General features: G+C 72.1%; 21 protein-coding genes. 12 read left to right on the top strand and 9 right to left on the bottom strand.

Annotated elements, in window-relative coordinates:
- Window positions 1-173: 173 nt before the first annotated feature.
- Complete coding sequence (locus WDW90_RS21590) at window positions 174-1,130, top strand: DUF1259 domain-containing protein (protein ID WP_336489524.1); 957 nt, start codon at window positions 174-176, stop codon at window positions 1,128-1,130.
- 75 nt (window positions 1,131-1,205) lie between these two features.
- Window positions 1,206-2,270: a DMT family transporter gene (locus WDW90_RS21585; RefSeq protein ID WP_336489522.1), complete on the top strand. Its 1,065-nt coding sequence runs from the start codon at window positions 1,206-1,208 to the stop codon at window positions 2,268-2,270.
- 6 nt (window positions 2,271-2,276) lie between these two features.
- Here the strand turns inward: WDW90_RS21585 and arsH are convergent, their stop codons facing one another.
- Window positions 2,277-3,023 carry an arsenical resistance protein ArsH gene (arsH, locus tag WDW90_RS21580; RefSeq protein WP_336489521.1) on the bottom strand — a complete coding sequence of 249 codons (747 nt, stop codon included), beginning with the start codon at window positions 3,021-3,023 and terminating at the stop codon, window positions 2,277-2,279.
- A gap of 50 nt (window positions 3,024-3,073) precedes the next feature.
- On the opposite strand from arsH, the gene WDW90_RS21575 reads away from it, so the two are divergent.
- From WDW90_RS21575 to WDW90_RS21550, 6 genes are all read left to right on the top strand, one after another.
- Complete coding sequence (locus tag WDW90_RS21575) at window positions 3,074-3,430, top strand: ArsR/SmtB family transcription factor (protein ID WP_336489520.1); 357 nt, start codon at window positions 3,074-3,076, stop codon at window positions 3,428-3,430.
- A gap of 7 nt (window positions 3,431-3,437) precedes the next feature.
- Entirely contained in the window at window positions 3,438-3,863 is a 426-nt protein-coding gene (arsC, locus tag WDW90_RS21570) for an arsenate reductase (glutaredoxin) (RefSeq protein ID WP_336489523.1), read from the top strand.
- Between the two features lie 8 nt (window positions 3,864-3,871).
- A complete protein-coding gene (arsB, locus tag WDW90_RS21565) occupies window positions 3,872-4,939 on the top strand; it encodes an ACR3 family arsenite efflux transporter (protein WP_336489519.1) in 1,068 nt (355 codons plus the stop codon).
- Entirely contained in the window at window positions 4,929-6,104 is a 1,176-nt protein-coding gene (locus WDW90_RS21560; RefSeq protein WP_336489518.1) for an MFS transporter, read from the top strand. Before arsB ends, WDW90_RS21560 begins: the two co-directional genes overlap by 11 nt.
- A 381-nt stretch (window positions 6,105-6,485) precedes the next feature.
- Window positions 6,486-7,208: a glutathione S-transferase C-terminal domain-containing protein gene (locus tag WDW90_RS21555; protein ID WP_336489517.1), complete on the top strand. Its 723-nt coding sequence runs from the start codon at window positions 6,486-6,488 to the stop codon at window positions 7,206-7,208.
- A gap of 87 nt (window positions 7,209-7,295) precedes the next feature.
- Complete coding sequence (locus WDW90_RS21550) at window positions 7,296-7,505, top strand: hypothetical protein (protein ID WP_336489516.1); 210 nt, start codon at window positions 7,296-7,298, stop codon at window positions 7,503-7,505.
- Between the two features lie 6 nt (window positions 7,506-7,511).
- Here the strand turns inward: WDW90_RS21550 and WDW90_RS21545 are convergent, their stop codons facing one another.
- The 3 genes from WDW90_RS21545 to WDW90_RS21535 form a co-directional block, all read right to left on the bottom strand.
- The gene (locus tag WDW90_RS21545) at window positions 7,512-9,137 is read right to left on the bottom strand and encodes an alpha-D-glucose phosphate-specific phosphoglucomutase (protein WP_336489515.1); all 1,626 of its coding nucleotides are present in this window, start codon (window positions 9,135-9,137) and stop codon (window positions 7,512-7,514) included.
- 49 nt (window positions 9,138-9,186) lie between these two features.
- The gene (locus WDW90_RS21540) at window positions 9,187-10,026 is read right to left on the bottom strand and encodes a collagen-like domain-containing protein (RefSeq protein ID WP_336489514.1); all 840 of its coding nucleotides are present in this window, start codon (window positions 10,024-10,026) and stop codon (window positions 9,187-9,189) included.
- A gap of 246 nt (window positions 10,027-10,272) precedes the next feature.
- Window positions 10,273-11,199 (bottom strand): histone deacetylase family protein, encoded by a 927-nt coding sequence (locus tag WDW90_RS21535; protein ID WP_336489513.1) that lies wholly within the window; start codon window positions 11,197-11,199, stop codon window positions 10,273-10,275.
- 152 nt (window positions 11,200-11,351) lie between these two features.
- Here WDW90_RS21535 and WDW90_RS21530 point away from each other — a divergent pair, with 152 nt between their 5' ends.
- A complete protein-coding gene (locus WDW90_RS21530; protein ID WP_336489512.1) occupies window positions 11,352-11,531 on the top strand; it encodes a hypothetical protein in 180 nt (59 codons plus the stop codon).
- An 82-nt stretch (window positions 11,532-11,613) separates the two neighbouring features.
- Here the strand turns inward: WDW90_RS21530 and WDW90_RS21525 are convergent, their stop codons facing one another.
- The 4 genes from WDW90_RS21525 to WDW90_RS21510 form a co-directional block, all read right to left on the bottom strand.
- Window positions 11,614-12,780, bottom strand: a complete 1,167-nt coding sequence (locus tag WDW90_RS21525) for a DUF4214 domain-containing protein (RefSeq protein WP_336489511.1) — start codon at window positions 12,778-12,780, stop codon at window positions 11,614-11,616.
- A 298-nt stretch (window positions 12,781-13,078) separates the two neighbouring features.
- Window positions 13,079-14,119 carry an alpha/beta fold hydrolase gene (locus tag WDW90_RS21520; RefSeq protein WP_336489510.1) on the bottom strand — a complete coding sequence of 347 codons (1,041 nt, stop codon included), beginning with the start codon at window positions 14,117-14,119 and terminating at the stop codon, window positions 13,079-13,081.
- A 142-nt stretch (window positions 14,120-14,261) separates the two neighbouring features.
- Window positions 14,262-15,884: an acyl-CoA dehydrogenase family protein gene (locus WDW90_RS21515; protein WP_336489509.1), complete on the bottom strand. Its 1,623-nt coding sequence runs from the start codon at window positions 15,882-15,884 to the stop codon at window positions 14,262-14,264.
- Window positions 15,885-15,936: 52 nt separating this feature from the next.
- Window positions 15,937-16,308 carry a DUF1476 domain-containing protein gene (locus tag WDW90_RS21510; RefSeq protein ID WP_336489508.1) on the bottom strand — a complete coding sequence of 124 codons (372 nt, stop codon included), beginning with the start codon at window positions 16,306-16,308 and terminating at the stop codon, window positions 15,937-15,939.
- Window positions 16,309-16,507: 199 nt separating this feature from the next.
- On the opposite strand from WDW90_RS21510, the gene WDW90_RS21505 reads away from it, so the two are divergent.
- Window positions 16,508-17,008 carry a MarR family winged helix-turn-helix transcriptional regulator gene (locus tag WDW90_RS21505; protein ID WP_336489507.1) on the top strand — a complete coding sequence of 167 codons (501 nt, stop codon included), beginning with the start codon at window positions 16,508-16,510 and terminating at the stop codon, window positions 17,006-17,008.
- A gap of 62 nt (window positions 17,009-17,070) precedes the next feature.
- A complete protein-coding gene (locus tag WDW90_RS21500) occupies window positions 17,071-18,396 on the top strand; it encodes an MFS transporter (RefSeq protein WP_336489506.1) in 1,326 nt (441 codons plus the stop codon).
- Window positions 18,397-18,509: 113 nt separating this feature from the next.
- On the opposite strand, the gene WDW90_RS21495 is transcribed toward WDW90_RS21500, so the two are convergent.
- Entirely contained in the window at window positions 18,510-18,971 is a 462-nt protein-coding gene (locus WDW90_RS21495; RefSeq protein ID WP_336489505.1) for a cupin domain-containing protein, read from the bottom strand.
- A gap of 425 nt (window positions 18,972-19,396) precedes the next feature.
- Here WDW90_RS21495 and WDW90_RS21490 point away from each other — a divergent pair, with 425 nt between their 5' ends.
- Window positions 19,397-21,415 carry an elongation factor G gene (locus tag WDW90_RS21490; RefSeq protein WP_336489504.1) on the top strand — a complete coding sequence of 673 codons (2,019 nt, stop codon included), beginning with the start codon at window positions 19,397-19,399 and terminating at the stop codon, window positions 21,413-21,415.
- Window positions 21,416-21,503: the final 88 nt, after the last annotated feature.

Raw genomic sequence — 21,503 nt, 5'->3', positions numbered from 1 at the left:
AACCCTTGGGCGCTGCTGCTCGCGCTCGCGGCGGTCGTGGCCGTGTTCCGGTTCCAGACCAGCATGATCGCGACCCTCGCCGCCTGCGCGGCGGCCGGCGTGGCCCTGCGCCTGACGGGGCTGGTCTGACGCGCCGTCAGGATCGCTCGGCAAGGACATCAACGGAGATGACCATGCGTCCGTCGCCTGCAACCATCGCTCTCCTGGGCCTCATCGCCTACGCGCCTGCCGCCTCGGCCGGCGAGGAGTGGCAGCACGCCATCGACACCGGCCTGGGCAAGCCGGGGGCCGCGATGCCGGGCAACGTCTATCGGGTCGGGCTGCCGCGTTCCGACTTGCACGTCACCCTCGACGGGGTGGCGTTGAAGCCTGCCTTCGCTCTGGGCTCCTGGCTCGCCTTTCGGAAGATGGATGGCGAGGTCATGGTCATGGGCGACCTCGTCCTGACGGAGGACGAGGTGAACCCGGTCATGCAGCACCTGATCGAGAACGGGATCGAGATCACGGCGCTGCACAACCACCTGCTGCGCGCCTCGCCCGGCACCCTCTACATGCACGTCTCCGGGCATGGCGACCCGCAGAAGCTCGCCATGACGTTGCGTGAGGCCTTGGGCGCGAGCCGGACACCGTTCGGCGGCGCGACCGCTGGCGGCACGCCACCCTTTGGGAATACTGGGCCAGCCTCGGCCGGCGAAGGCCCCGTGCCGGTCCGGGCCGCGGCCCCCGACCAGACGCTCGACCTCGACACCGCGGCCATCGACCGCGAGCTCGGGCGCAAGGGCAAGGTCAACGGCGGCGTCTACGCGGTCAGCGTGCCCCGGGCGCAGACACCGCGGGACCACGGCATGGTGGTGCCGGAGGCGATGGGCTCGGCCATCGCCATCAACTTCCAGCCGACCGGCGGCGGCAAGGCCGCCGTCACGGGCGACTTCGTGCTCACCGCCGACGAAGTGAACCCGGTGTTGAAGGCGCTGCGGACGAACGGCATCGAGGTCACAGCCCTGCACAACCACATGCTCGACGATGAGCCGCGGCTGTTCTTCATGCACTTCTGGGCCAACGATGACGTGGCCAAGCTCGTCAAAGGCCTGCGCGCCGCCCTCGACCAGGTGAGGGTTGCCAAGACCTGATCGGTCGATCGCCGAGCGCGGCCTTCGAATAAGTCTCCGGTGCAGCGAGTGGGGCACGGGATGCTAGGGTGCGCCATGCCCAATCACACCCACTCCCACCTTTGGCCTGGCGTGCCGCTAGCACTCGCCTCAGCCATCCTGTTCGGGGCCTCTCCCCCTTTCGCCAAGCTGCTGCTCGACACTGCGGATCCGCAGATCCTCGCCGGTTTGCTCTACCTGGGCGCGGGTATCGGCCTCTCTGCTGTCAACGCCGGGCGCGCTGTGCTCGGCATCGAAGCGCCGGAGGCGCCCTTGCGGCATGCTGACCTGCCATGGCTTGGGGTCGTGGTGCTGTTCGGCGGTGTCGCCGGGCCGCTGCTCCTGATGCTCGGCCTGACCCAGACGACCGCCTCGTCGGGCTCGTTGTTGCTCAACCTTGAAGGGCTGGCGACCATGGGGATCGCCTGGCTCGTGTTCCGCGAGAATGTCGACCGGCAGCTGCTGCTCGGGGCTGCGGCCATCCTCGCGGGAGCCGTCGTGCTGTCCTGGCAGGGCCAGGGGATCCACATCGATACAGGTGCTCTGCTGATCGCTGCAGCCTGCGTGGCTTGGGGCATCGACAACAACCTGACCCGCAAGCTGTCCTCGGCCGACCCGGTGCTGATCGCGCTCATCAAAGGCCTGGCGGCCGGAAGCGTGAACCTCATGCTGGGCCTGGGGCGCGGCGCAAGCCTACCGTCGATCGGCACGATCAGCGCGGCGGCCGTGATCGGGTTTGTGGGTGTCGGCGTCAGCCTCGTGCTGTTCATCCTGGCCCTGCGCCACCTCGGCACGGCGCGGACGGGAGCGTATTTCTCGCTCGCGCCCTTCATCGGCGCGGTGATCGCCCTGATACTCCTGCGCGAGCCGGTAACGGCGCAGCTCGTTGTGGCTGGGCTGCTGATGGGCCTCGGCCTCTGGCTGCACCTGGCCGAACGACATGATCATGAGCACGAGCACGAGGCGATGGAGCACGAGCACAGCCACGTGCATGACGAGCACCACCAGCACGCCCACGACGGACCGGTGACGGAGCCGCATTCACACCGGCACCGGCACGAGCCGATGCGGCACAAGCACGTCCATTACCCGGATCTGCACCACCGGCATGGGCATGGTTGAGCGCTTCTACCGCTTCACGAACCCGATGTCGGCGGCCACGCCCTTCAGCCGCTCAGGCTCGCGCTCCTTGCGCTCGCTGTAGCGGTCCACGAGGTAGGCCGCCCGCTCACGGGTCAGCAGCGTGAACTTCATCAGCTCCTCGCAGACGTCGACGACCCGGTCGTAGAGCGGCCCGGGCTTCATGCGGCCGGCGTCATCGAACTCCTTGTAGGCCATCGGCACCGAGGACTGGTTCGGGATGGTGATCATCCGCATCCAGCGGCCGAGCACGCGCAAGGCGTTCACGGCGTTGAAGCTCTGCGAGCCGCCGGACACCTGCATGACGGCCAGCGTCCGGCCCTGCGTCGGGCGCACCGAGCCCTCGCTGAGCGGCAGCCAATCGATCTGGCTCTTCATCACGCCGGTCAGGTTGCCGTGGCGCTCGGGCGAGACCCAGACCTGGCCCTCGGACCAGAGCGAGAGCTGCCGCAGCTCCTGCACCTTGGGATGGTCGGCCGTGGCGTCGTCGGGCAGCGGCAGGCCGTGGGCGTGGAAGATCCGCACCTCGCCGCCCATGCGCTCCAGCAGGCGCGCGGCCTCGTAGGCGAGGAACCGGCTGAACGAGCGCTCTCGGAGCGAGCCGTAGAGGATCAGGAACCGGGGCGCGTGGGTGAACGGCGTGGCGGCATGCACGAGGTTGCCCGTCGGCACCTCGAAGTGCGCCTCGCTGACGTTCGGCAGGCCATCGGTGAAGGGCTGGTCGGGGTTGTTCACGGGCGCGCATTCATCTACGTTTCAACATCTCTTGAGATATTGGAACGAAGATGGACGAACGGCAAGCCCTGGCAGTCTTTGCGGCCCTATCGCAGGAGACTCGCCTGCGCATCGTCCGGCACCTCGTCACGGCCGGCCCGGATGGTCTGGCAGCCGGTGTGCTGAGCAGCCAGGTAGGGGTGTCCACCTCGAACCTGTCCTTCCACCTGAAGGAGTTGGAGCACGCCGGGCTCGTCCAGTCCCGGCGCGAGGGCCGCTCGATCATCTACAGCGCCCTCTACCCGACAATGTCGGCGCTGATTGGCTTCCTGATGAAGGATTGCTGCCAGGGACGCCCGGAGGTCTGCGCTCCGGCTGTCGCTGCGCTCGACGCCTGCTGCATAGCTACGGAGGCCGCCCATGCCTGAGCCAGCGATCGACGTCGTGATCTACCACAACCCCGCCTGTGGCACGTCGCGCAACACCCTAGCGATGATCCGCAACGCCGGCATCGAGCCGCACGTCGTCGAGTATCTGAAGACCCCGCCGATCCGGGCGCTCCTGCGCCAGCTCGCCGAGCGGGCCGGGATCTCCGTGCGCGACCTCCTCCGCGAGAAGGGCACGCCCTACGCCGAGCTGGGTCTAGGCGACCCGTCTCTGACCGACGACCAGCTGCTCGACGCGATGGTCGAGCACCCGATCCTGATCAACCGGCCGCTCGTGGTGAGCCCGAAGGGCGTGCGCCTGTGCCGGCCATCCGAGGCGGTGCTGGATCTCCTGCCGGCGCAGCAGGGCGAGTTCGTGAAGGAGGACGGCGAGCGCGTCGTCGACGAGCACGGTCGCCGCGTCGCTACCGCCTGAGGAACCCGATGAGCACGTTCGAGCGCTACCTGACCCTGTGGGTCGGACTCTGCATCGTCGCGGGCGTCGCCCTCGGCCACGTCATGCCGGGCGTCTTTCACGCGATCGGCGCGGCCGAGGTCGCGAAGGTCAACCTGCCGGTCGCCGCCCTGATCTGGCTGATGGTCATCCCCATGCTGCTCAAGATCGACTTCGCCGCGCTACGCCAAGTCAGTCAGCACTGGCGCGGCATCGGCGTGACGCTGTTCATCAACTGGGCGGTGAAGCCCTTCTCGATGGCCGCGCTCGGCTGGCTCTTCGTGGGCTACCTGTTCCGGCCCTATCTGCCGCCCGACCAGATCGACAGCTACATCGCCGGCCTCATCATTCTGGCCGCGGCGCCCTGCACCGCGATGGTGTTCGTGTGGTCGAACCTGACGAAGGGCGAGCCGCACTTCACGCTGAGCCAGGTCGCGCTCAACGACACGATCATGGTCGTCGCCTTCGCGCCGATCGTCGGCCTGCTGCTCGGGCTCTCGGCCATCACGGCGCCCTGGGGCACGCTGGTGCTCTCGGTCGTGCTCTACATCGTGATCCCGGTCCTCATCGCGCAGGTAATCCGCCGCAGCCTGCTGGTCTCGGGCGGGCAGCCGGCCCTCGATCGCCTGCTCAGGACGATGAGCCCGATCTCCCTCGCGGCGCTGCTCGCGACCCTGGTGCTGCTGTTCGGCTTCCAGGGCGAGCAGATCCTGGCCCAGCCGGCCGTCATCGGTCTGCTCGCCGTGCCGATCCTGATCCAGGTCTACGTCAACGCTGGGCTCGCCTACGTGCTGAACCGGGCAGCCGGGGAGCAGCACTGCGTCGCCGGTCCCTCGGCGCTGATCGGCGCCTCGAACTTCTTCGAGCTCGCCGTCGCCGCCGCGATCAGCCTGTTCGGCTTCAACTCGGGCGCAGCGCTTGCCACAGTGGTCGGCGTGCTCATCGAGGTGCCCGTGATGCTCTCGGTGGTCTGGATCGTGAACCGCAGCCAGGGCTGGTATGAGCGCGGCGCTGCGCGAAAGGGAGCAGCTCTGAAGCCTGCCTCGCGTGCAGCCTGACGCGGGCGGCCGCGGCCGCTTGACCATCATCAGTGCCCTTGGTGTCGTCGAGATCCTCGCCTGGGGCTCGTCGTTCTACCTGCCGGCCGTTCTCGCCGGCCCGATCGCGCGGGATACCGGCTGGTCCCTGGCCTGGGTGGTCGGCGGCCTCTCCCTCGGCCTGATGGTGGCCGCGCTCGCCTCTCCTCGAGTCGGCGCCGCCATCCAACACCACGGCGGACGCCCGGTCCTCGCCCTAGCCGCCCTGCTGCTGGCCATGGGTCTCCTCGTTCTCGGCCTGGCGCCGAACCTGCCCGTGTTCCTGGCGGGCTGGCTGGTGATCGGCCTCGGCATGGGCTGCGGCCTCTACGACCCGGCCTTCGCGACGCTCGGCCGCCTCTACGGCGCGCAGGCGCGGCCGGCTATCACCACGCTGACCCTCTGGGGCGGGTTCGCCAGCACCGTCTGCTGGCCGCTATCGGCCTTCCTCGTCGAGCACGTCGGGTGGCGGGGGGCGTGCTTCGCCTATGTCGGCCTGCACCTGCTGGTCACGTTGCCGCTGATCCTCGGCCTGATCCCGAAGGCTCCCGCGCTGGAGGCCGGCCCTGACCGGGCATGCAAGAGGAACGCGCCGCTCTCGCCCCGCGAGCGGCGGGCCTTCCATCTGATGGCCGGCGTGCTGGTGCTGGGCGGCACCGTGATGACGCTGGTATCAGTGCACCTGCTGGCACTCCTACAAGCGCGGGGCGTCGCGCTCGCCGCGGCCGTCACGTTCGGCGCGCTGATTGGCCCGTCGCAGGTCGCAGCCCGCGTGATCGAGATGGGCGGCAAGGGGCGGCATTATCCGCTCTGGACGCTGACCGCCGCGATGAGTCTCGTAGCGCTCGGCGTCATGATGCTGGCCTTCGGCCTGCCGGCCGTCGCTCTGGCCTTGATCCTCTACGGGGGCGGCAACGGGATCTACTCGATCGCGCGGGGCACGGTGCCCCTCGTGCTGTTCGGACCGGAGCGCTACGCCCCCCTGGTCGGGCGGCTGGCGCGGCCGGGATTGGTGGCGCAAGCCCTGGCGCCCCTCCTCGGCGCGTTCGTCCTCGCGCACGGAGGCGCCGATGCGCTGTGGCTTGTTCTGGCGGCATTGGCGTTGAGCAACCTGGGGCTGGTCGCTGCCTTATGGCGAGCCCGATGACGGAGCGTGGGTCATCAGCGCGGCTCGTTCGGCCGACCTGAGCGAGCCGAGGCGGATTGCTCATCGAGACGGGGGCGAAATCGCCACGACGATGCGAACAGAACGTATCGACCGTCCGGCGCACTATTCTTCGACGCTCCAGACGATCGTCGCGCAGCGAATCCGCAGTTGAGCACCCTCAATGCGAATGGACATTTTCGGCGAATGGACATTTTCGGTAAAATCGCTCTGCGGCTGGCTATCCAGCTGAGCTGCGGGTGCTGACCGCGGCGATTCGCTAGCCCATGCGGGCGCGACGGGCTGGTTGGGCATCCGCCTGCCGCGGGCCAGGCGATCGGGCGCGGCCCCGCCGCCGCACCCGATGCCGTCCCGGAGGCAGACATGATCACGCTCTATTCCTACCCCGGGCTGTTCGGGGTCGCCGACAACAACGGCTACGGGCTCAAGGTCTTCGCATTCCTGCGGCTCGCCGGCCTGCGGTTCGTCCACCGGCACATCGTCGACGCCTCGGGCGCCCCGCGGGGCCAGCTGCCCTACATCACGGACGGGCCCGAGACGGTCGGCGACAGCGACACGATCATCGCCCATCTGGCCCGCGCCCACGGGGCGCGCCTCGACGACCGGCTCACGCGGGCGCAGCGCGATACCGGGTTGCTGATCACGCGCCTGCTCGATGACCTCTACTGGGTGATGTCCTACGCGCGCTGGAAGGACGACCGATTCTGGCCGGCCTTCCGGGACGCGCTGCTGCGCGCGCACCCGGACCTCACGGAGGCCGGCCTTCAGGCGGCGCGGGCGTTCAATTTCCAGCGCTACCATTACCAGGGGATCGGCCGCTTCGATCCGGAGGCCGCCTACGCGCGCGGACTCGCCGATCTCGCGGTGCTGGCAAACCTCGTTCCCCCGGACGGCTACCTGTTCGGTCCGGAGCCGACCAGCGTCGATGCCGGCCTCTACGGCTTCATCGCCAACATCCACTTCTTCCCGATCGATACGCCGCTCCGGCGCTGCGTCGCGTCGCGGGCCAACCTCGTCCGGCACTGCACGGCGATGCACGCCGCCGTCAACGCGAGCGACCGGGAGGAGGCCGGCGCGCAGCCCTAAGCTCGGCCGAGGATTGAGCCCGCCTGATCGCCTCGGCCTACGCGCCCGCCGCTCACGCGCCATCTCGCCGCGGAGATGCGCCGGGTCATGACCACGGCCGTCGGCGGGATCGAGGCCTCGCAGATCGCCGGGGAGGCCTGCCGCGCGCCTGTCAACGCGATCCTCGGCCAGTGCGAGCTGATGCTGATCGCGGCGGTCGGCCCGCGCCTGGTCTCGATCGACGACGTCGCGGGCGCGGTCTGCATGATGCACCGCTCGGAGGCCGGCCACCCGCTGCGGGCCTTCGGGGGCCAGTGACGCGCCTCAGGTGACGACGCTGGGCTCCTCGCGCCCCGTCAGGGCCGCGACGGCGCCGAGCGCCCGCGCGGCCTCGACCACGGGGGCCAGCATCTCCTCCACGGCCGCGTCGAGCCGGTCGGCCGAATAGCGCTCGATGTAGACCCGCAGGGTAGCGCCCGCCGTGCCAGTGCCGGAGAGGCGGTAGACCACGCGCGCATCCTCGGCGAACAGGATGCGGATGCCCTGCCGCTCGGTCACCGACCCGTCGACGGGATCGACGTAGCGGAACTCGTCCGCGGCCGCGACCGTGAGGCCCGCGACCCGCTGCCCGGGAAGGCAGCCGAGCCGGCTGCGCAGGCCCTCCATCACGGCGTTCGCCGCCTCGGTCTCGACCTCCTCGTAATCGTGGCGGGCGTAGTAGTCGCGCCCGAACCGGGCCCAATGGTCGCGCACGAGGTCCTGCGCGGGCCTGCCCGTGGCAGCCAGGATGTTGAGCCAGAGCAGCACCGCCCAGAGCCCGTCCTTCTCGCGCACGTGGTTCGAGCCGGTGCCGGCGCTCTCCTCGCCGCACAGCGTGATCAGCCCGGCATCGAGCAGGTTGCCGAAGAACTTCCAACCCGTCGGCGTCTCGTAGGCCCGGATGCCGAGCGCGGCCGCGACCCGGTCCACCGCCCGGCTCGTCGGCATCGAGCGCGCGACGCCGGCGAGCCCCGCCGCGTAGCCCGGCGCGTTGCGCGCCTGCGCCGTCAGGATCGCGAGGCTGTCGCTCGGGGTGACGAAGCGGCCCGGCGCCACGATCATGTTGCGGTCGCCGTCCCCGTCCGAGGCGGCGCCGAAATCGGGCGCGTCGGGGCCGAGCATCAGGGCCATCAGGTCGTGGGCGTGGACCGGGTTCGGATCGGGATGGTGGCCGCCGAAATCGGGCTTCGGCTCGGCGTTGACGACGGTGCCGGCCGGCGCGCCGAGCTCGCCCTCGAGGATCGCCCTGGCGTAGGGGCCCGTCACCGCGCTCATCGCGTCGAAGCGCATCCGGAATCCGGACGCGAACAGGGCCCGGATCGCGGGAAAGTCCACGATCTCGCGCATCAGCGCCGCGTAATCGGCCACGGGGTCGATGATCTCGACCTCCATCGCGCCGATCCGCGCCCGGCCGATCCGATCGAGGTCGAGGTCCGGCGCCTCCACGATCCGGTACTCGGTCAGCGCCCGGGTGCGCGCGAAGATCGCCTCGGTGACGCTCTCGGGCGCGGGACCGCCGTTGGCGGCGTTGAACTTGATGCCGAAATCCCCGTCCGGACCGCCGGGATTGTGGCTTGCCGAGAGCACGATGCCGCCGACCGCGCCGGCCTTGCGGATGACGCAGGAGGCGGCCGGCGTCGAGAGCAGCCCCCCCTGCCCCACCAGGGCGCGCGCGATGCCGTTGGCGGCCGCGATCCGCAGGGTGGTCTGCACCACCTCGCGGTTGAGGTAGCGCCCGTCGCCGCCGACCACGAGGGTGGCGCCCTCCCGGTCGGGGACCGTGTCGAGGATCGCCTGCACGAAGTTCTCGACGTAGCGCGGTTGCTGGAAGACCGGCACCTTCTTGCGCAAGCCCGACGTGCCCGGCTTCTGGTCGGGGAACGGCGTGGTCGGCACGGTCGACACGGTCATGCGGCTCGGATCTCCTCAGGTGTCCTGATCATAGGGCGCTCGCCCCCGACTAATAGGGCGCGGCCGGGCTCGGCGCGGGCGCGCTCGTGCCCCGCTGGCCCGCCGGCCCGGCCGGGCCGCGGGAGCCGGGCGGACCTGCGGGACCGCGCGGGCCGACCTTGCCGGGCGGGCCGGCCGGCCCGGGCTCGCCGGCCGGGCCGCGCAGGCCCGGAGTGCCGGCCGGGCCGGCCGGGCCCGGTTCGCCGCGCTCGCCCCGTTCCCCCCGGGGGCCGGGCGATCCGAGCGCGCCGGCCTCGCCGGGCGGCCCGGCGGGACCCGGCGCCCCGTCGCGGCCGGCCGGCCCGGGTTCGCCCCGCTCGCCGCGTTCGCCCCGCAATCCGGCCGAGCCTGCCGGCCCGGGCGGACCCGCGGGGCCCGGCGGGCTGGCCGGCCCGGCCGAACCCGGGACGGGAGGGGCTGCGACGGAGGCGGGCGCGCCGGCCTGCCCGTCGGCGCCCGCGCGCCCTTCCGGGCCGGCAGGGCCAGGAGCGCCGGCAGGGCCGGCTGGGCCAGGAGGTCCAGAAGGTCCAGGAGGGCCGGCGGGCCCCTGCTGGCCGCACTCGCCCACGACCGCGTTGCGCTCCTGGTGCGGCGTGCGCAGGGCCACGATGCAGCTCGGCGGGTGGTAGACCGCCCGGAACTCGAAATTGCCCTTGGCGTCGGTGCGGCGCGGGAAGCGCCCGTCGAGGGCGATCTCGGTGTCGGGCTCGTCGGTCCAGCCGAGCACCCAGAGCTCGCCCCCCACGATCTTGGCGGCGAGCACCTGCATCTCGGCGGCAGCCGGGCTCGCGCCGAGTCCCGCCGCCAGGGATGCGATCAGCAACGAGGACCGGACGGGTTCGCGAGCCACGCGGGGACACCTTCTCGAGAGCGTGGCGACAGCTTGGCCTTTTTCCGGCGGGCACGAAAGCCGGGCCCGGCGCGCCGGATGTGATCCATCGCACGGACCGGCCCGTGCCGAGGGCGCATATCGTCGCCATCGGGCACGGGATCCGCTTCAGCGATCCGCGCGGCCCGCGGGGGACCGGTCGTCGCGGTGGGAGGGGGAGCCTGGCTCGCCCGCCGCGCCGACCGGCCTTTCCGGCCCTCCACCCGCCTACCGCCCCATCAGCACCGCCACATGGGCGGCGACCGATTCGCCGAGGCCCGTCAGGTCGTAGCCGCCCTCCAGCAGCGACACGACGCGCCCGCCGCAATGGCGGTCGGCCCGCTCCATCACCTGCCGGGTCGCCCAGGCGAAATCCTCCGCCTCCAGCATCAGGTTGGCGAGCGGGTCGCGCCAATGCGCGTCGAACCCCGCCGACAGGATGACGAGGTCGGGCCGGAAGGCGTCGAGGCGCGGCAGCACGCGGCTCTCGAAGGCCTCCCGGAAGGCCTCGCCGCCGTCGCCGGGGCGAAGCGGGGCGTTGACGATGGTGCCGTGCTCCCCCGCCTCCGAGACCGCGCCGCTGCCCGGGTAGAGCGGCATCTGGTGCGTCGAGCAGAACAGCACCGAGGGGTCGTCCCAGAAGATGTCCTGGCTGCCGTTGCCGTGATGCACGTCCCAGTCGACGATGGCGACGCGCTCGGCCCCGTGCACGGTCCGGGCGTGGCGCGCCGCGACCGCGGCGTTGTTGAAGATGCAGAAGCCCATGGCGCGGGTGCGCTCGGCGTGGTGGCCGGGCGGGCGCATGGCCGAGAAGGCGTTGGCCGCCGCCCCCGTCATCACCGCGTCGACCCCCTGCACCGCCGCGCCGACGCCGCGCAGCACGCAGTCGATCGTGCCGGGCGACAGCACCGTGTCGGAATCGATGCTGACGAGCCCGTCCTCCGGCGCCGCCTTCAAGATCGCCCGCACCCAGTCCTCGGGATGGGCGAGCGCCACCGTGGCGACGGCGGCGGGCTCGGGCGCCCGCCGGTCGAGCCCCGCGAAGGCCTCGCCCGAAAGCGCCGCCTCGACCGCGCGCATGCGCTCCGGCCGCTCGGGGTGCCCCTTCGGCGTCCGGTGCTCCAGCGCGGCGGGGTGATGGAACAGGATGGTCATGGCGCCCGGGCCTCCCTCGTTGGCATGCCGAATACCAGAACGCATCCCGGGGCACCATATGGCGGGCCCGCCCCGAACCGATCCGCGCCGGCGCGCATTCTCCCTGCGGCGCGGGCCGTCGCAGCCCGCCGCCCCGAACCCGAGGAGCGCCCATGGACCTACAGAAGACGATTCGCGACGCCATCATCGCCGAATTGGAGCGCCAAGCCGAGGCTGAAGATCCCGCCCCGAAGGTCGACACGCGCGAGCCCGGCTACGCGGCGATCGAGGGCCGGATCGACCTCGACGCGCTCATCATGGTGATCGAGGGGGCGCTCGCCGGCGGCCCGTGAGCGGCCTCGCCCCGGATGCCGGACCGGCCGCGCGGGACCGCCGCCCGGCCGAGCGGAGGCGTCCGGCGGGGCGGCGCGCCCTTCACAGCACGTGCCAGCCGGCTTCGATCTCGGCGAGGTGGTGCTGCTGGGCTTCCGCGCCGAGGCCGATGCCGATGGCCAAGCCCGCGCGCGAGGCACCGTGGTCGAGCTGATCCGTCCAGTAGCCCAGCCCCGCGGCTTCCGCGTGGCGCCCCAGCGCATTCTCGTAGAGCCAGTCGATGTATTGCGCGTTCGTCAGGGCGCCCGTCTTGGCCTGCACCTCGGGTGCTGCCAGGAACGCCTGCGCCACGCCCTCGACCGAGGCGCCCTGGTCGAGCTGGCTCGTCCAGCCGCTCAGCCCCGCCGCGTCGGGTGCCCGGTCGAGCACCGCGTAGTAGAGCCGCGCCACGTCGGCGGCATGCGCGTCGGGCACGAACAGGCCGGCGTCGTACACGCTCTTCAGGCTCGCGAGATGCTCGCTCGACAGGACGAAGCCCAGCGCCACGTCGGCGCGCTGGGCGCCGGCATCGAGCGCAGCGGTCCAATAGCTCAGGCCGGCCGGGTCGGAGTGCCGGTCGAGGGCCGATTCGTAGAGCTGCTCGACGAAGGCGGCGTTGCCTAGGGCGCCGGTCCGCGCCTGACCCTCGGGCGAGGCGAGGAAGGCCTGCGCGATGTCGTGCAGCGACGTGCCGTGGCTCAGGGCATGGGTCCAGCCCTCCAGCCCGAGCAGGTCGGGCGCGCGCCCGAGCAGGCCGTCATAGAGCGCGTAGATCTCGCCGCCCGGGCCTTGGCCGTCGTGCACGAGCGTCCCGAAGAGGTCGCCATCGATGGTGTAAGGGCCCGCGTAGCCGTTGATGTTGAAGGTGACGGCGCTTCCCGTCCCGTACAGGGCCGCCGTCGTGTCGAGGAAGGCCACCGCGCTGGTATGCGTCGCACTCGATCCGGCGAAGGTCTGGCCGCCATACGTGATGCTGTTGACGTACAGGTTGCGGTCGAAGTCGAAATTGCCCAGGACCGGATTGTAATCGTTGATGTACGTGACGGAGATCTGGTGCGCCCAGCTCAGGTCCCCGCTGAGCGTGACCGTCTGCGACTGCCCGCTCGTGCGCTGAGCGCCGGTCGTGAAGACGCCCCCGATCTGAAAGCCGTCGGCCTCGACGATGAATTGGGGATCACCCTCGTAGCTGTGGGCCGATACGCTGATGGACAGGGTGCTGGTGGCGGCCATGGCGCGAACTCCCTCGGAGCAATCTGGATAGCTTAGGCAAGATGCGGTAGCTATTCGGGCGCCATCAACACGATGCGAAATTTTGCGCCGCCAATATTGATTAATGGCGGCAACTAGAAGCTAAAACAGCGCAAGAGTATGATCCAGACGCTGTAAGTTCTACGTCTAAAGGTTTAGCGCGTGCATCCAATGCGCCCGGATGATCTCGGCGCTCCGGTCGGGCCGGCTTCCGCGGGCAGGCGCCGGGGCGGCGCGCTCCCGGAGCGGCGCCCTGGTGATCGCAGTCCGCGCGGGATCCTCAAGCCCAGGTCAGGCTCTTGCCGGAGAGGGCCATGATCCCGTCCACCGCCCGCTCGATCGGGCCGGGCGCCGAATAGTGGATCATGTGGCCGAGGCCGGGCAGCACCGTCAGCCGGCTGCCCGCCACCGCCTCGTGGAGGCGCCGGGATTGCTCGGTCGCGTCGACGATCGCGTCCGCGTCCCCCGTCAGGATCGCGACCGGCAGGCGCAGCTTCGGGTAATGCGGCTGCAGCAGGGAGGCGGCCGCGTTCATGCTCGCGGTGTCCTCCGCGCTCGCCCGGGCCTGGGTCGGCTGGATCGAGATCCCGACCGGGAAGCGGGCCTTGAAGCGGGCCGGGACGGGCTGCGGCTTGAATACGTGGCGGAAGACCTGCGGGGCGAGCAGGTGCCCGAGCGCGGCCGGCATCAGGGAGCGGGCGGCGTCGCCGAGGCCCGGGATGGCCAGCGGCGCGATCAGCGCCACGTCGGCGCGCCGCGCCGGGTGGTAGTAGCCGGACAGGAGCACGAGGCCCCGTAGGTCCCGCCGCGTCTGGGTCGCCAGGGACAGGGAGACGATGGTGCCCCAGGAATGCCCGACGATGACGGGCCGCTCGACGTTGAGGCGCTCGAGCACGCGCTCGACGAGGCGGGCCTGGGCCGTGGCCGTCCAGACGCGGTGGCGCGGCCGGTCGGTGTGGCCGAAGCCCGGCCGGTCGATGGCGATCACCCGGTAGCGCTTGGCCAGGCGGTCGACGAGGCCGCAGATCACGAAATCCTCGGCCATGGTCCCGTTGCCGTGGATCAGCACCACGGGGCGGCCCTTCCCGCGCGCGATGTAGTGGACCTGCAGGCCGTCTACCTCGACGAACTGCCCGGAGGGCCGGTCCACCGCCTCGGCCGGCCGCTCCCGCATCGCCGTCCTGGCCTGGCGGACGGCCTTGCGGCCCTGCTGGGCCGCCGCGTCGCTGATCTTGGCGGCGGACTTGAGGAGCTTGCCGACACCGGAGGACAGGCGACGGGAGGCCCGCTTCGGAACGCGCCACTGCGCAGATGGGAACACGGGCGCCTCTCCGAACTGCTCTCCCGGCCGCCATCGCGGCGAAGCCCCGCGGGCCGGACCAGGAACCATGGGCAGCAGGTGAACGTCCCGGAGGTTAACGCTCCGTTAACCCCGGACGGGACCGGATCGCGCGAGGGGAGCCTCAGGGCAGCGCGCGCTCCAGGAGCAGCGCCTCGGCCGGCCCGACCGCGTTGGCGCCGTAGGCGTCCCGCGGAGCCGCGAGGCGGGTCGCCGCGTAGGCCTCGGCGATCGCGGGCGGGGCGCAGGCCGCGAGCGCCGCGGCCGCCGCGAGCGCCGCGAGGCGGCCCGTGGCCTCGCGGGCGCGGGCTTCGGGATCCGGCGCGCGCAGCGCCTCGGCAACGGCCGCGGCGGCCTCGCGGGCGCCGGGCAGGCCCCGCGCCTCCGCGGCGAGATCGGCCAGGACGGCCGCCGCCTCCTCGGGCGCCCGCCCGGCGGCGCGCAGCACGTCGAGCGCCATGACGTTGCCCGAGCCCTCCCAGATCGCGTTGACGGGCGCCTCCCGGTAGAGGCGCGGCAGCGGGCTCTCCTCGACGTAGCCGTTGCCGCCGAGGCATTCCATCGCCTCGTAGACGAAGCCGGGCGCCGCCTTGCAGACCGCGTATTTCACGGCCGGCGTCAGCAGGCGCGCGCGCGCCGCCTCGCCCCGATCGAAGCTGGCGGCGAGCCGCAGCGCCAGGGCCGTCTGTGCCTCGCTCTCGAGGGCGAGGTCGGCGAGCACGCGCGCCATGGCGGGCTGGTCGGCGAGCCGCCGCCCGAGGACGCTGCGGTGGCGGGCATGGTGGAGGGCCAGCACCAGCGCCATCCGGCAGAGCCCCGCGGAGGCGACCGCGCAGTCGAGGCGCGTCAGCTGCACCATCCCGATGATGGTCGGCACGCCCCGGCCCTCCGGGCCGACCCGCCGGCCGAAGGCCGCCGCGAACTCGACCTCCGAGGAGGCGTTCGCGCGGTTGCCGAGCTTGTCCTTGAGCCTCTGCAGCCGCAGGGCGTTGACGCTCCCGTCCGGCCGGTGGCGGGGCACCAGCAGGCAGGTGAGCCCGCCGGGCGCCTGAGCGAGCACCAGGAAGGCGTCGCACATGGGCGCGGAGAAGAACCACTTGTGGCCGGTGAGCGCGTAGGCGTCCCCCCCGGCCGGCTCGGCCCGCGTGGTGTTGGCCCGGACATCCGTGCCGCCCTGCTTCTCCGTCATCCCCATGCCGAGCGTGACGCCCGCCTTCTCGTACCAGGGCCGGAAGGCGGGGTCGTAATGGCGCGCGGTGAGCCGCGGCAGCCATTCGGCGAAGAGCCCGGGCTCGGCCGCGAGCGCGCCGAGCGCCGCGTTCGTCATCGTCATCGGACAGAGATGCCCGCTCTCGACGCCCGCGACCGTGTAGAGCCGGGCCGCCCGCGCGGCGTGCCCGCGCGGCACCGGCCGGGCCGGATCGGCGCCGTCCCAGGCGGAGGCGTGCAGGCCGGCGCCGACGCTCGCGCGCATCAGCGCGTGGTAGGCCGGGTGGAACTCGACCACGTCCGCCCGGTTGCCGCGCGCATCGTGGGTGCGCAGCCGCGGCGGGTTCTCGTTGGCGAGGCGCCCGAGCTCGATCCGCTCGGCGCTGCCCCATTCCGCCCCGAAGGCGGGGAGCCCCTCGGCTCCCGGGTCGACGCCGTTCGCAGCAAGCGCGCCGAGGAGCGGTGCGTCGAGGGCCACGAGGTTCGCCTCGCCGAAGGGTGGGCTCTGGTTGAGGACCTCGTGAGTCTCGGCGATCATGCCGCATCCTGCGCGGGCGGGCCGCGCAGGGCAATGCCGCGGGTGGGGCTCCTCAGGTGGCGGTCACGCCCGCCTGCTGGGCCCGCATCTCGGGGGCCGGCGGCACCGCCATCTGGTCGATCGCCGCCTTGGCGGTGACGCGCGCCAGTTCCACCCGCAGATCCGCGGCGCTCTCGACGACGCCGTTGGCCGCGAGGTCGGCCTGCACGCGCTCGATCAGCGCCTCGTCCTTCATGCCCTGGACCACGCAGGCGATCAGGTCGACCGCGTAGGCCTCGGCCGTCTGCGCGTCAACGCCAAGCTTCTCCGCAACATATCCGGCAAGTCCGCGCATCCGGCGGCATCGTGCGATGAAACGAGCCTCCTCGTCGCGAGCGAATAGAAGTTCGGCGGCCCTTTCACGCTCCTCGAATAGCCTGCCCATCGGCAACCTCCATGCCTGTCAACCCTGCCACCGCGAAACGATGACTTGTCGCGGCGCGATGGTACGCTCAACTTCCCGGTTGGACCATGGCGATCGCCGGCGGCTCCCGGCGACAGGACACCGGCGTACGCTTCCCGACGCGGCGATTCCGCGCGACCGGGCCCTTGTTCCGCAGAGAAAAGGGTATATACCCACATCTATGTCCGACGCACTTCCCTGCCTCTGTACGGCCCTGCGCCGCGCCGCCCGCAGCGTGACCGCATCTTACGACGAGGCCCTGCGCCCGGCGGGCCTGCGCGTGACGCAGTTCGCCCTGCTGCGGACGCTCCAGCGCGTCGGCCCGGTGCCGGTGACGCGGCTCGCAGCCGAGACCGCCCTCGACCGCTCGACCATGGGCCGCAACCTCGACCCGCTGGAGCGCCGCGGCCTCGTGCGCCTCGCGGTCGGCGAGCGTGACCAGCGCGAGCGCGTCGCGGCGATCACCGAGGCCGGCGCCGCCGCGGTCGCGGCGGCCGTGCCGCGCTGGAGCGCCGTGCAGGCGCGGCTCGCCCGGGACGGCGCCGCCTCGGCCGCGATCGCGGCGCTGGCGGGCCTCGCCGAAGCCGGACTTGACGAAGCCGGACTTGACGAAGCCGGACTTGACGAAGCCGGGCTCGACGAGGCCGCGGCGGCCCGGACCGGACCGCGCGCTCCGCCGTGAGCGGCGCCCCTCGCGCCGCTCCTCCCACGCCCCGCAGCCCGCGCCAGCAGAACGGGACCGCCATGCCGCTTTCCGAGACAGCCCCCCGCATCGCGACCGAGGCGCGCCCCGCCCCGTCCGGCCGCCTGCACTATGCCTGGGTCGTGGCCGGGGTGACCTTCGTGATCCTCCTCGTCGGGGCCGGGATCCGGGCGACGCCGAGCATCCTGATCGTGCCCTGGGAGCGCGAGTTCGGCTGGTCGGCGGCCCAGATCAGCGTCGGCATCGCCCTCAACATCTTCCTGTACGGGATGATCGGCCCCTTCGCGGTGGCGGTCATCGAGCGCTTCGGCCTGCGCCGCTCGGTCTGCGCGGCGCTCCTGGTGCTCAGCGCCGGCACCGCCGCCACCGCCCTGATGAGCGCGCCCTGGCAGATGGTGGTGCTCTGGGGGCTCGTGGTCGGCTCAGGGACCGGCATGGTCGCCAACGTGCTCGGGGCGACGGTGGCCGGGCGCTGGTTCGGGCGCCATCGCGGCCTCGTCCTCGGCCTGCTGACGGCGAGCAGCGCCACGGGCCAGCTCGTCTTCCTGCCGCTCCTGGCGCAGCTCGCGGTGGGCCAGGGCTGGCGCGCGGTCTCGCTCAGCGTCGCGGCCGCCGCCCTCCTGCTCGTGCCGCTCGTGGCCCTGCTGATGCGCGACCGCCCGGCCGATCTCGGCCTGCCGCGCTACGGCGAGGCCGCCCCCGCGCCCGCGCCGACGGGCGGGATCAACCCGGCCCGGCGCGCGCTCGCGGGCCTCGCCGCGGGCCTGCGCTCGCGCGACTTCTGGCTTCTCTCCGGCACCTTCTTCATCTGCGGCGCCTCGACGAACGGGCTCGTCGGCACCCACCTGATCCCGGCCTGCATCGACCACGGCATCCCGGAGGTGACGGCGGCCGGGCTCCTCGCCCTGATGGGCCTGTGCGACCTCGTCGGCACCACCGCGTCCGGCTGGCTGACCGACCGCTTCGACAGCCGCCGGCTGCTCGCCTGGTATTACGGCCTGCGCGGCCTGTCCCTGATCTTCCTGCCCTATTCCTTCGACCTCAGCTTCTACGGATTGTCGCTGTTCGCCGTCTTCTACGGCCTCGACTGGATCGCCACCGTGCCGCCGACCGTCAACCTCGCGGGCCGCGTCTTCGGCGAGGAGAACGCCGCCCTGATGTTCGGCTGGATCGCGGCGAGCCATCAGGTCGGCGCCGCCTTCGCGGCCTGGCTCGCGGGCACGATCCGCACCGGCACGGGCGATTATTTCGGCGCCTTCGTCGCGGCCGGCATCCTCTGCCTGATCGCCGCCCTGATGGCGCTCTTCATCGGCGCCCGGCCCCGCGTCGCGGGCCTGCCCGAGGGGGCGGGGCTGAAGGCGGCGTGATCCGGCGGGACTTTTTCGCCGGACAGTGGAGGCGCGCCTCGATCAGTTGGAGCATGCTTTGAGCGAAAAACCGTTGCCACTTTTTCGCAGCATGCTCTGAGAGCCCCCCGCCGTCACCGGGCGGCCTGTTCCGGCAGGCCGGGATGCAGCCCGTCCAGTTCCGGCAGCAGCACGACGCTCTCCTGCTCGTTCGGGTCGGTGCGGGCGATCACGGCGATGCAGGGCTGCGTCGGGCTCGCATTGTAAGGCAGGTGCGGCATGTTCGCCGGGATGTAGACGAAATCCCCCGGCCCCGCCTCGGCATGGTGCTCGAGCCGCGCGCCGTACCACATGCCGGAGCGGCCGCTCAGGATGTGGATGGCGGTCTCGTGGCCCTCGTGCTTGTGGGCCCGGGCGCGCGCCTTCGGGGGGATCGTCACGAGCTGCATGTGCAGGCCCCGCGCGCCGACGGATTCCGCCGAGATCGCAGGCGTGTAGGAGAGTCCCTGCTTGCCGATGAAGGCGGGGCCGGCGCGCATCACCCGGCAAGTGTCGGGCTCGGGCGGGAAGAGGGTTTGGTCGGCACGGTTCGGCATGGGGTGAACCCTTCCGGTGCGGAGACGGAGAGCATCCTACCCCGGGGCCCGGACCCGCGCACCGGCAATCTGCGGACCTGACCCGCACCCGGACCGATCGGGCGCCCCCACCTCTCCCGTCCGGGAGAGGTCGAGTCCGCGGAACGCGGACCGGGTGAGGGGTGCGACGCATCCGGAGAGGTCGCACCCCTCACCCTGTCCCTCTCCCGCACGGGAGAGGGGACCCGCGCTCGAGCGGGAAGCGGCCGAGCCCTGCACCGATATCCGTGTGGGAATCCGCCAACTCGTCCGGAGAGCTGACCTGCGCCGGAGCGAACCCGCGGCGGCGCGGATCCTACATTCTGCACTTTTCTGCAAGATTGCGGTCTTCCTGCCTGCCGGAGAGGCGCTATGATGCGGGTCTGAGAAGCACGGGAGGCGTCGGAATGGCTGCGCAACCTCGGTGCATCGCCCTCGTGGGCCCTGCCCAGAGCGGCAAGAGCGTGCTCGTCGACGCGCTCCTGGAGCGCGCGGGCTCGGGCGAGCATGCTGGCCGCAACGGCGGGCCGGTCGAGAGCGGCGCGGGCGAGCGCGGCCTGAGCGCCGAGCCGGGCATCACCACGCTCTCCTACCTCGGCGAGGACTTCACCATCGTCGACTGCCCCGGCGCGATCGAGTTCGCCCACGCGATGAACCCGGTGCTCGCGATCTGCGACGCCGCCGTCGTGGTCTGCGAGGCGGATGAGCGCAAGCTCCCGGCGCTCGAGCTGGTGCTGCGCAGCCTGGAGGCGCGGGGCGTGCCGCGCCTCCTGTTCGTGAACAAGATCGACGGGGCGACGCAGGGCCTGCGCGAGACGCTCGGCCTGCTGCAGGGGGTCTCGCAGGTGCCCCTGCTGCTGCGCCAGATCCCGATCTGGCAGGACGGGGCGGCGACGGGCTTCATCGACCTCGCGCTGGAGCGCGCCTTCGTCTACCGGCCGCACGCGCCGAGCCGGGTGATCGACCTGCCGGAGGGCGCGCTGCCGCAGGAGAAGGAGGACCGCTTCACCCTGCTGGAGCGCCTCGCCGACCACGACGACGTGCTGATGGAGGAGCTGATCACCGAGACCGAGCCCTCGCGCGACCGGGTCTTCGCGGACCTCGCCCGGGAGTTGCGCCTCGGCCAGGCCGTCTCGGTGCTGATCGGCTCGGGCCTGCGCGGCAACGGGATCGGGCGCCTGCTCAAGGCGCTGCGCCACGAGGCGCCGGGCCTGCCCGAGACCCGCGCCCGGCTCGGCCTCGCCGATGCGGGGCCGCCCCTTGCCCAGGTGGTCGCCACGCGCCACGCGGGCTTCAGCGGCAAGCTGTCGCTCGCCCGCGTCCTGCGCGGCGCCTTCCAGGAGGGCGAGACGGTGACGGGCCCGGACGGGGCGACCACCCGGATCGCCGGCCTCGTCGCCCTCGACCGCGCCCAGACGAGCCGCATCGCCGCCGCGCAGGAGGGCATGGTCGCCGGCTTCTCCCGCCTCGACGGGATCGGCACCGGACAGGTCTTCGCGGCCGGAGCGGTACCGCCCGAGATGCCGGCCCCGGCCCGCCCCGAGCCCGTCTACGCCACCGCGATACGGGTGCGCGACCGCAAGGACGACGTGCGCCTGACGAGCGCGCTCGCCAAGATCACCGAGGAGGATCCGGGGCTCGGCGTCGAGCACGACGCGGATCTCGAGGAGATCCGGCTGCTCGGCCAGGGCGAGATGCACCTGCGGGCGGCCCTCGAGCGGCTCTCCGCCCGCTACGGGGTCGGCGTCGAGAAGAGCCGGCCGAAGGTCGGCTACCGCGAGACCATCCGGGGCAGCGCCCCGGGCCGCGGCCGCCACAAGAAGCAGACGGGCGGCCACGGCCAGTTCGCCGACGTGCAGATCACGGTCCGGCCGCTGCCCCGCGGCGAGGGCTTCCGCTTCGAGGACGAGGTGGTCGGCGGCGCGGTGCCGCGCAACTACATCCCGTCGGTCGAGGCCGGATCGCGCGCCTACCTGCGGCGCGGCCCGCTCGGGTTTCCGCTGGTCGATCTCTGCGTCACGCTGACGGACGGGGCCTCGCACGCCGTCGATTCCTCGGACGCGGCCTTCCAGACCGCGGCGCGGCTCGCCCTCGACGACGCCCTGCCGAAGGCCGATCCCGTCCTGCTCGAGCCGATCCTCGCCGTCGAGGTCGCCACGCCCTCGTCCGCGACCGCCCGCGCGACCGGCCTCGTCACGGGCCGGCGCGGCCAGATCCTGGGCTTCGACGCGCGCCCCGGCTGGCCGGGCTGGGACCTGCTGCAGGCGCTGATCCCGGCCGCGGAGGCGGCGGACCTCATCGTCGAGTTGCGCTCGGTCACCTCCGGGGTCGGCAGCTTCACGGCCCGGTTCGACCACATGGCCGAGCTGACCGGCCGGCCGGCCGAGCTCGTCCTGGCGAACGACCTGGCACGGCGGGCCGGCTGAGAATCTGGGCCGCGGGACGGGTTTGTTCAAAAACCCCGCCTGAAGGGCGCAGAACGCCGCCTGAAGGGCGACGGAGCGTCAGGGTTTG

The organism is Methylobacterium nigriterrae (assembly GCF_037106235.1).
In the GTDB taxonomy this organism is placed as follows: domain Bacteria; phylum Pseudomonadota; class Alphaproteobacteria; order Rhizobiales; family Beijerinckiaceae; genus Methylobacterium; species Methylobacterium nigriterrae.
This window is presented reverse-complemented; position numbering and strand designations above follow the sequence as displayed.